The organism is Candidatus Cloacimonadota bacterium (assembly GCA_034661015.1).
In the GTDB taxonomy this organism is placed as follows: domain Bacteria; phylum Cloacimonadota; class Cloacimonadia; order JGIOTU-2; family JGIOTU-2; genus JAYEKN01.
The window spans coordinates 1-9,470 of the sequence record JAYEKN010000253.1; the positions used below are offsets into that span (position 1 = coordinate 1).

Here is a 9,470-nt window from a genome sequence, read left to right on the forward strand (position 1 = left end):
TTTGATTTTCTTTATTCATATTACCTCTTTATCTTTGTAAATATCTGATATAAATATTTTCCGTCAACACTTTCATTTTCGCTGCAAAAAGATGAATCAATAAACTGAAATTTCTTTATCATTTTTTTCCTTTTTTGCACAGACAATTACCTCATCAAAACCATCTTACCAATCGGACTTTTCTCAATATTAAATTTATAAAAGTAAATTCCGGCAGAATAACCTGATGCATCCCAGACGATTTTATTAATTTCCGATTCTGAATTTTCAATACGAAATTTTGCAACGAGTTGCCCTTTAATATTAAATATTTCAATCTGACTGCTTCTTATATTTTCCGGTAATTTATAGGAAATTTCTACATTTTTCGAAAATGGATTCGGATGAGCGTAAATTTGCAAATTATTTTCAACAATGGGAGGAGTAACATTATTTAAATCAAATAATTCTTGCAAATCGAATTCAGCAGGAATTTGTGTGTAGGCTGGATTTGCCGGATTGGGTGAAGTTGCCCAGAGAATTTCTCCATTAAAAGGGATAAACTGAATTGTCTGGATATTTCCATAAGTTCCGGCTGCTCCACAAAGTAGATTCCAGCTTCTTTCAGACGATATTTCCGTATTCGCATCAAGTGAATCCACAATATTATTATAACGATAGCAGTAAACCGGTGGATATAATTCGCGGAAATGATTCGTAGCAACAAGATTATCGCCGGGAACTACAGTATTGTTCTCAACATTTCTGATCGCTACTCCGCTTGCATTATTGCATTCTATCACGATCGCAAAACTGTCCTTTTCCGTAGAGCAGATCGAATGAGTTATTGAGCCACTCAGATGCAATTTGTCCTCGATCGCAGCAGCCACATCGTCCGGATTGCACTGTCCGTTACCATTATAATCCGCACTTTCGATTCCATTCCGAATTGATAAAAAAATCGGGTGAAGTGTTTCCATATTCGGATGATTGCTATTATTTCCCACATCCATAAAAGCGGTAACGCCACTTTCATTAATCCCCGAAAGCGAACCCAACATACCGGAAAAAGAAAATGAGATCCAACCCTGTTCATCAGCCTCTGAAGGGATACTCACAATTATCAACTGATTATCCAACAAAGTTTGAGACGGAGTCCAGTCCAGAAGCCTGGTAATTATTGATTCGCCGGCAAGTTCCGGGTCTTGAACCGTGCTTTCACCCCAACTGGAAATACCGGAGCAATGCATAACATCTCCAAGTATCGAAAATCTGGCTGAAAGATCTACGATGGTATTACAAAGCAAGATATCAATATAATCCAGATCTCGACCTAAAACCGTACTATACAAAATTCCTCCTCCTTCTTGAATTCCGGTTATCATGCTTTCGGTTTCGTCAATATACTTCTGCTCGATACCATAATAATTCTCAAAATAGGTGCGTATATTTTCATAAGCGATAGAATTATTCATAAAAACCTGTCCGAGAATATAATTTTTCATCACATCGGTAATTCCGGCTTGCATCAAAAATCCATAGGCATATCCTCGCTCCGAATGAGTTCCCCAGATTTTGAGGATATTTTTTCCATTAATGTCATAGAGTTCGCCATTTACTTCATCGGCAAATAGGCTTGCAACCGTGATAAGAATTAATGACAAACTTAAAATAATAATAAATATATTTTTTTTCATGATCATTCTCCTTTGTTCGAGTTAACATTTTTCACATATTTATTTAACCAACGATTAATTTCCCACAAAACATGCATAACGGATTCACGCGATCTATAGGAATGGCTTTCATAAGGCAAGATCACAAGCCTAACGGTAGCACCATTCCCTTTTAGGGCGTGGTAAAATCTTTCACTTTGTATTGGGAAAGTGCCCGAATTATTATCGCATTCTCCGTGAATGAGCAAAAGGGGTTCTTCGATTTTATCCGCATACATAAAGGGCGACATTGCAAGATAAACTTGCGGAACTTCCCAATAAGTCCGGTCTTCATGCTGAAAACCAAACGGAGTCAAAGTGCGATTATATGCACCTGAACGAGCAATTCCTGCTGCAAACAGATCTGAATGAGCCATAAGATTTGCCACCATAAATGCTCCGTAAGAATGCCCGTCAATAATAATTCTGTCCGGATCACCGATTCCCATATTCACCACTGCATCAACGGCAGCTTCCGCATCTGCCACCAATTGTTCTACGAAAGTATCATTTGCCTTCTCATCGCCTTCGCCGATTATCGGCATTGCCGGATTGTCTAAAACTGCAAATCCTTGCGAAATCCAGAGTTGGGGTGACCATTGGTAAATCCAGATGAATTTATAGGGTGATTCTCTGACTTGTCCGGCAGCACTGGCACTTTTGTACTCATGAGGATAGGCTTTCATATAAACGGGTAAAGTCTCGGTGCTTTTCTGATAATCCTCAGGCAAATACAAAGTAGCGGTTAATTCCACGCCGTCATTTCGTTTGTATCTAATCATCTCTTTTTGAATTCCGTTTAATTGTTCATGCGGATGGGGAAAATGGGTTACTTGTTCTAATTTTTTATTGTCCAAATTGAAAAGATAATAATTTGGCTGCAAGGTTTTCGATTCGCGTCTTATCAAAATTTCGTCTTTATCTTTACTGATAAATCTGACAAATCTTTCGTAAAATGGGGCTTGGGAATTCCAGAGACGTTTTGCTGTTTTTGTTTTCAAATTGTATATATCCAAAAAAGGAATATTGCCTTTTTGTGAAGCACCGTCTCCTTTCAAGTAGAGGATATTTTGCGTATTACCAAACACAAGAACACTTTTTCCAAAGGCATTTTTATGAGATATGAAATTCCCGGGATCTGAATATTGATCTTCGTAATTCCTGTCGAAAAGAACATTCGGTTCTGCATTCTCCTTGTTTGGATTAAAAGAAGCGACTATTTTTCTTCTATCTTTTCGGGAATATTGATAAGAAATTGCCAGAGTATCATTTCCCCAATCAATCCCTCCGTAGCGGAACGTTAGGGATAATATTTTCTTGGCAATTCCTTCAAACGGCGCCTCGAGTGAATAAACCACATCCCTATATTTCACTTGCAAAGATGGATTACCTTCATCTTGGGCTTCCACCCAAAACAAGGTAGCGGGTGCGGTGGCACTCCATTCAAAATTTCTACGACCTTTTCTGCAAGATCCATGACTTATCGGAATATCCTCTGCAAGCGGAAGTTCGGCAATTGTTTTTACACGTTTTCCTCTATCAGTCCATATTTCTACTGATTTTGGAAAGCGATAGCCGGGCACGATAAAAGAAAAAGGTGGATGGGTGATTTCCATCAAAATGTATTTCCCGTTGGGGGAGGGAGAATAGTTGCGGATAATTCCTGATAATCCGAATTTTGTTTGATTTCCCTTTAAATCAATTTTATTCAATTGAGCAGTCATGTAATATTTGAAAAGTTTCACATCATAATCGTTCCGGAGAAGGGATTGGTAGGTGCGAACCTGAACTTCCTCCCCTTCATTTTGCATTATCGTTGGAGAAATTTTCACTTCCGTTTCCAAAGGTGGTGTTCCCCGATCTTTTAAAATAGATTTGTATAAAATTGTTTTACTATTCGGCATCCATCTAAAAGGACTTCCATAATAAGCATCGTTCACGATTGCATCTGTAAGTTTTTTTGCAGTTTTCGATTTTGTGAAAGCAACCCACAATTCCAATCCATGCTCTTTTTCGAGGATGAATGCAATTTTTTTACTATCCGGAGACCAGCTAACGTCCTCAATTTTTGCATCGGGAAAAATTTTTAAATCAAATTTCTTCTCATTTGCCATAGAAAGAAGCTGCATCTTTCTATAATAAATTGACCGGCTTGGTCCGTTTGTTTTGGGATTTATTCTTTTACCTGCGAGTGCCAGTTCCTTCTCCGCTAATTCTTCTAATGGGGGAAATTTCTCCCTTTCTAATAGAACAATCCATTTCCCGTCAGGGCTAATTCTCATTGTGGGATTGTAGGGAGCATCCACGATATCAACGATATCTTGAGGTGGTTTCATATATTCGGAAGACTGTGCTATTAATGAAAAACTAAAAAACAGCGTAATAAAAATTGAGAATAGTAACGAACTAAAAAAATGTAATATTCTTGAATTCATAAAAAAATTCACCTTTCTCTTAACAAAATCTTTTCTTCATTTAAATTATGAGATAAAAACCTTGTCAAATCATTCGTTTTTAAACTTGAAGATAGTAATTTGGAATTTCAAAAAGAGCGTTTTGAAAATCCGGTCTGTGAAAAAAAATGGGATGATTTTGGAGAAAAATATTTCGCTTAATTTGACAAGATATATCTTCAACCGAAAATATATGTTTAAAATTTTGTGGGAAAGGATGAGATATGCAGTTCTGGATGAAAGAAAGTTATATTGATGGTTCAAGTATAGTAATCTTCCGATTCCGCATCGCACTCAAACATTATAGGCAAATAGTTTAAAACAACAAAATAATAGTATCTTTTATAAAATTGTCTCAATTCAAGATTATGTTTGACAAATGAATGTGTGTTTCTTATTTGAAAAAAAGAAAAAGGTAAATTAATGTTAAATAGAATAATCGAACTTAAATCTAAACAATGGTTGCAATCTGAAAATTGTACAATAAAAGAGCTGATAAAATATATACAAAATAAGGGTGAATTACGAGATACCCAAATTCAAGCAATTGAAATTTATCTGTTCCTAAAAATAAAAGGAGAAAACAAACCGCTTTGGCAATTATTCTCAGATGGTTTTTTTACAAACGGAACAGATTTATCTAAACTAAACATTAATCAGCATACAAGAGATTTCCTTTCTAAAAAAAAAGAAGCATTGTCCTTATTTGATTTTGCAAGACAAAAAAATGGAACAACAGCCCTATTACCAAACCTTGAGAAATTAATCATCGACAAACCAGAAAGCATTAATTACGATAAAATAATTAAGGACATTTTTTATAATGTTCATTATCCTGATTATCTTATGAGTTTACCGATGGGAGCTGGAAAAACTTTTTTAATGGCTGCCATGATCTATCTTGATTTGTATTTTGCTGAAAACGAACCTGAAAATAAAAACTTCGCTCATAATTTTCTTGTTCTAATTCCATCTGGTTTAAAATCTTCAATAGTTCCGAGTCTAAAAGAAATTGAGAAATTTGATCCAAGTTGGGTATTACCCGAACCAGCTGCAAGTAAAATAAAAAGCAAATTAAATTTCGAGATTCTCGACAAAGCAAAAACTGGTAGCAAAAGTATTAGAGCACGAAATCCAAATGCCCAAAAAGTAAATCATTACTTGCCAAATCCATTCGGACAGGTGTTTGTAGTTAATGCAGAAAAAGTTATTTTAAATAGAACTTATCTAACCGAACAATTAGAATTATTTGAAAAAACAGAAGATGAAAAAGACAAATATGCAAATGAACTCAGAAATTTAATTGGTAAAATTCCAAATTTATCAATCTTGATTGATGAAGTTCATCACGCAACAAAAGGAGATATTAAATTAAGGCAAGTTGTGAACAAATGGTATAACACAGGAAATATTACAACTGTTTTTGGTTTTTCAGGTACTCCATATTTATCAAAAGCTGATAAAATAAATGTTACTGATGAATCTTTCTTTAAATTTTCTCAAATTACAAATACAGTTTATTATTATCCTTTAATTTCAGCTATAAATAATTTTCTAAAAACACCTAAAGTAAAAGTTGCCCAAAACTTAGATAAATTTCAAGTAATTGAGAAAGGTATAAACGACTTTAATGAACACTACAAGAACAAGGTTTATGAAAACGGAAACATAGCAAAACTTGCAATTTATTGCAGTAATATCAAAAATCTTGAAGAAGAAATTTATCCCTTTTTAACTGGAACCTTAAAAATTAATCCTGAAGAAATATTAAGGTATCACGGAGGAAATAAAGACTATAAACTTCCTCCAGAAAACAAACTCCTATTTAATACGCTTGATGTTCCAAAAACAATTTCTGCTATAAAAAAACGCTATGTTTTGTTAGTTCAGATTGGAAAAGAAGGATGGAATTGCCAAAGTTTAACAGGTATTGTTTTATCTCAAAAAGGTGATAGTCCAAAAAATATGGTTCTTCAAACTTCTTGCAGATGTCTCCGTCAAGTTGATAAGAATACATACGAAACAGCAAGAATATGGCTTAATGAATACAATGCAAAAGTGTTAAATAATCAATTGAAAAAAGAACAACATACAAGTATCGAAGAATTAAATCAACTTGGTGCAAAATCGGCTTCAGAAAAAATTGAAAGATTTTCAAGAATCGATCATTTACAGTTACCAGAAGTTGAATTTTATCAGCTTCAAATAACATATAATTCCATTAATGAAGAAGAAAAGCCAAATACTAAATTTAAATTACAAACATTGTTACAGGAAATTGATAATTTTAAAAAATCTGCAATTATTAAAACAAGCGGTCTTAATAATATTGATGAAGCAGATATTAAACTTATTGAGCAGACTGGAACTAACTTTGCAAATTACAACCAATGGCTTTTTGAAATTTCAAAAGAAAGTTTTAATAATATTTCTATTGCTGATTTAAATAAATACCAAACTGAATTAATGTCAATTTTCAATAAAATCTCATTTAAAGAAAGAAACTCACTATTTTTCAATGAACTCTACGACTTATATCATATTAATTCAGAAATAAGAAAAGCATTTAGTATTAAAAGAAATTTACAGACTAAAAAAGAAATAGTAAATGAGAATGCTAATCTTCTTATAGCAAGTAAATTACAATCTGTAGATAAAAATGAAAATTTGTACCCAAACCAAGCTGATACGAAAAAAATATTAGATTTTGATGAAAATAATACTTCGGTAGAAGTAGATGAAAATGATGTAAAAAAACTTTATGACATATATAAAAAAAGCCTTAAAGGTTCAGGATTAGAAAATATGATTATTTCTTATGACAGCTTTAAGAAAAATTATGAACATTCATTAGCAGTGAAAAGTAAAGGCAAAACATTTCATTATTTACCCTACAATTTTATACAAAGTGGTTTTGAAAAAGAAATTTTAGAGAAAACTCTTAATCTATCCGATTTCAAAAACCAAGATTTGGAAATTTACTATAATGGAGAGCGGGGATTAACAGAATTTGTAATTAAATGTTTTGCTAAAGAAAAATATTTCTGGAAAAATATCGGAAAATATACTACAGATTTTTTGATAATTAAACGAAAAGGGAAACAAATTTATAAAGCTTTGATAATTGAGACAAAAGGTAGAGGTTTTGAAAATGATCCTGTATTTCAAAACAAACGCAAATTTGTTGAAACTGAATTTCTGAAACAAAATAAAGATAAATTCGGTTATAATAAATTCGATTTCCTGTATCTTGTAGATAGCGATGATTTAACTACAAATTTAAGTAAAATGAATAGTAAAATAAATAATTTCTTTAAAGATTGAGAGGATAAAAAATGCCAAAAAAATATATTCCATTTACCCCAAATACCGTTGAAGGACAAGCTGTTTTAGATAATTTCAGTAGAACTCGCAGAGTATTACGATATAGAGATAATAATAAAGTTTACGATCGCCTAAAACGAGGAATGCCATTTTATGAAGTTGAACCAATAGAACAAGTTGGAAAAAATTCTGAAAACCTTGTAATTCGAGGTGAATGTGTTTCTGCCTGTGCTTATTTAAAAGAGCAAAACATAAAAGTTGATCTGGTTTATATTGACCCGCCTTTTGCCAGCGGTGCCGATTATGCTAAAAAAGTATATATCCGTAAAAATCCAAAACTTGCTGAAAAAGTTAAACAAGCGAAACAAGAAATGGATAATAGTGATTCACGTGCATTTGAAGATAAAATGTATCGTGATATTTGGAAAAAAGAAGATTACCTAAATTGGATGTATGAAAATTTGCAAGCAATCAAATCTATTATGAGTGCCACAGCAAGTATTTATGTACATCTTGATACAAAAATCGGGCATTACGTGAAAATTTTAATGGACGAAGTGTTTGGTGAAGATAATTTTAAAAACGAGATAATTTGGGCATATAGACGTTGGAGTGCAAATGCAAATTATTATCAAAATTCACACGATATTATATATTGGTTCTCAAAAAACGATGAATATATCTGGAATACAGTCTATGAAGCTTATGCAGACGGTGGGGCACATTTTACTGGAAAAGATGAAAAAGGTGAGTATAGATGGCAATATCTGAATGGGAAAAAATATAAGTTATATAAAAAAGAAGGAACAAGAGCAAAGGATTGGTGGGATGACATTGCCTATTTAAATTCAATGGCAAAAGAAAGAAAAGAAAATGAGTATTCAACTCAAAAGCCAGAAGCTCTTTTAGAACGGATAATTAAAGCATCATCAAACAAAGATATGATAGTAGCCGATTTCTTTGGTGGTAGCGGTGTAACAGCAAAAGTTTCCAATGATTTGGGTAGGAAATTTATACATTGTGATGTGGGAGTAAATAGCATACAAACTGCAAGAGACCGTTTGAAAGAAGCAGGGGCAGAATTTCAAATAATGGAGATAAAAGACGGTGTAAACCTATTTCGTAATCCTGCTCAAACTATGGATAAAATGGCAATGCTTATTCCAAGTTTGCAACAAGGAATTGAAGGTGTAAGTAAATTCTGGTTTGGTGCAATACAAGATAGTAAACTCGGTACAATTCCTGTTTATGTTCCCAACTTAGTTGATAGCAAAGAGAAATTATTGGATATACCCTTAATTAATAAAATTGTAAATCAAGAATTGCAAAACCTTGAAATATCAGCTAAAAAAATAATTGTTTATTATATAGATATTATCGACTATAAAGAGATTGAACAATTTATAAAAGACAATAATGCAACTCAAATAAGTGTAGAATTAAAAGATCTAAAAAACCTTTTGCACGATGTAGTTGTTGAAGATATTGTAGAATGCAAAACTATAAAAAAAGATGATATTTACGCAACTGTAATTACTAAATTTATCAGTGATCGTTTAATTCAAAAAATTGATGAGTTTAATGAAAAAGGAAATTTACAATCCATAAAAAAAGGTAAGAAGTTTACTCCAATAAATATAAGTGATGAAGGTTTAGAATTAATAGAGTTGGTTAGTCTCGATTGCACAAATAATAAAGGTAAATGGCAAAGTGACTTTGAAATTAAAATCGATAAATTGGGTTTTGTCAGCTTCAATAATCAAAAGACAAAAGATTTCTGGAATGGTAAAATTAAAAGCAATAAAAAGCCTTTGAGATTGAAGATACGAAACATTTCCGGTGATGAATCTTTGCTGAATTTGTAGATTTTGCCTATAACAAACGTGCCCACAATAAGCAAGAAGAAAAGCAAGAAGAATCGTGGCGTGCTCCAAACATTATGCAGCAATTTGTTTTTGCTTACTTCAGAAATGAAAGCAAAAAAAGGGGGAGAAATGGA

Annotated in this window: 4 protein-coding genes; 2 read left to right on the plus strand and 2 right to left on the minus strand. The window is 32.8% G+C overall.

The annotated features are described in order from the left end of the window. Positions 1-146: 146 nt before the first annotated feature. Together U9P79_09245 and U9P79_09250 are read right to left on the minus strand one after the other, a co-directional pair. A complete protein-coding gene (locus U9P79_09245) occupies positions 147-1,676 on the minus strand; it encodes a T9SS type A sorting domain-containing protein (GenBank protein ID MEA2104806.1) in 1,530 nt (509 codons plus the stop codon). Between the two features lie 2 nt (positions 1,677-1,678). Continuing rightward, a complete protein-coding gene (locus tag U9P79_09250) occupies positions 1,679-4,129 on the minus strand; it encodes a prolyl oligopeptidase family serine peptidase (GenBank protein MEA2104807.1) in 2,451 nt (816 codons plus the stop codon). A gap of 441 nt (positions 4,130-4,570) precedes the next feature. Between U9P79_09250 and U9P79_09255 the strand changes: the two genes are divergently transcribed. Together U9P79_09255 and U9P79_09260 are read left to right on the plus strand one after the other, a co-directional pair. Next, positions 4,571-7,471, plus strand: coding sequence for a DEAD/DEAH box helicase family protein (locus tag U9P79_09255; protein ID MEA2104808.1), 2,901 nt, complete (start codon positions 4,571-4,573; stop codon positions 7,469-7,471). An 11-nt stretch (positions 7,472-7,482) separates the two neighbouring features. Then, positions 7,483-9,336, plus strand: a complete 1,854-nt coding sequence (locus U9P79_09260; protein ID MEA2104809.1) for a site-specific DNA-methyltransferase — start codon at positions 7,483-7,485, stop codon at positions 9,334-9,336. Positions 9,337-9,470: the final 134 nt, after the last annotated feature.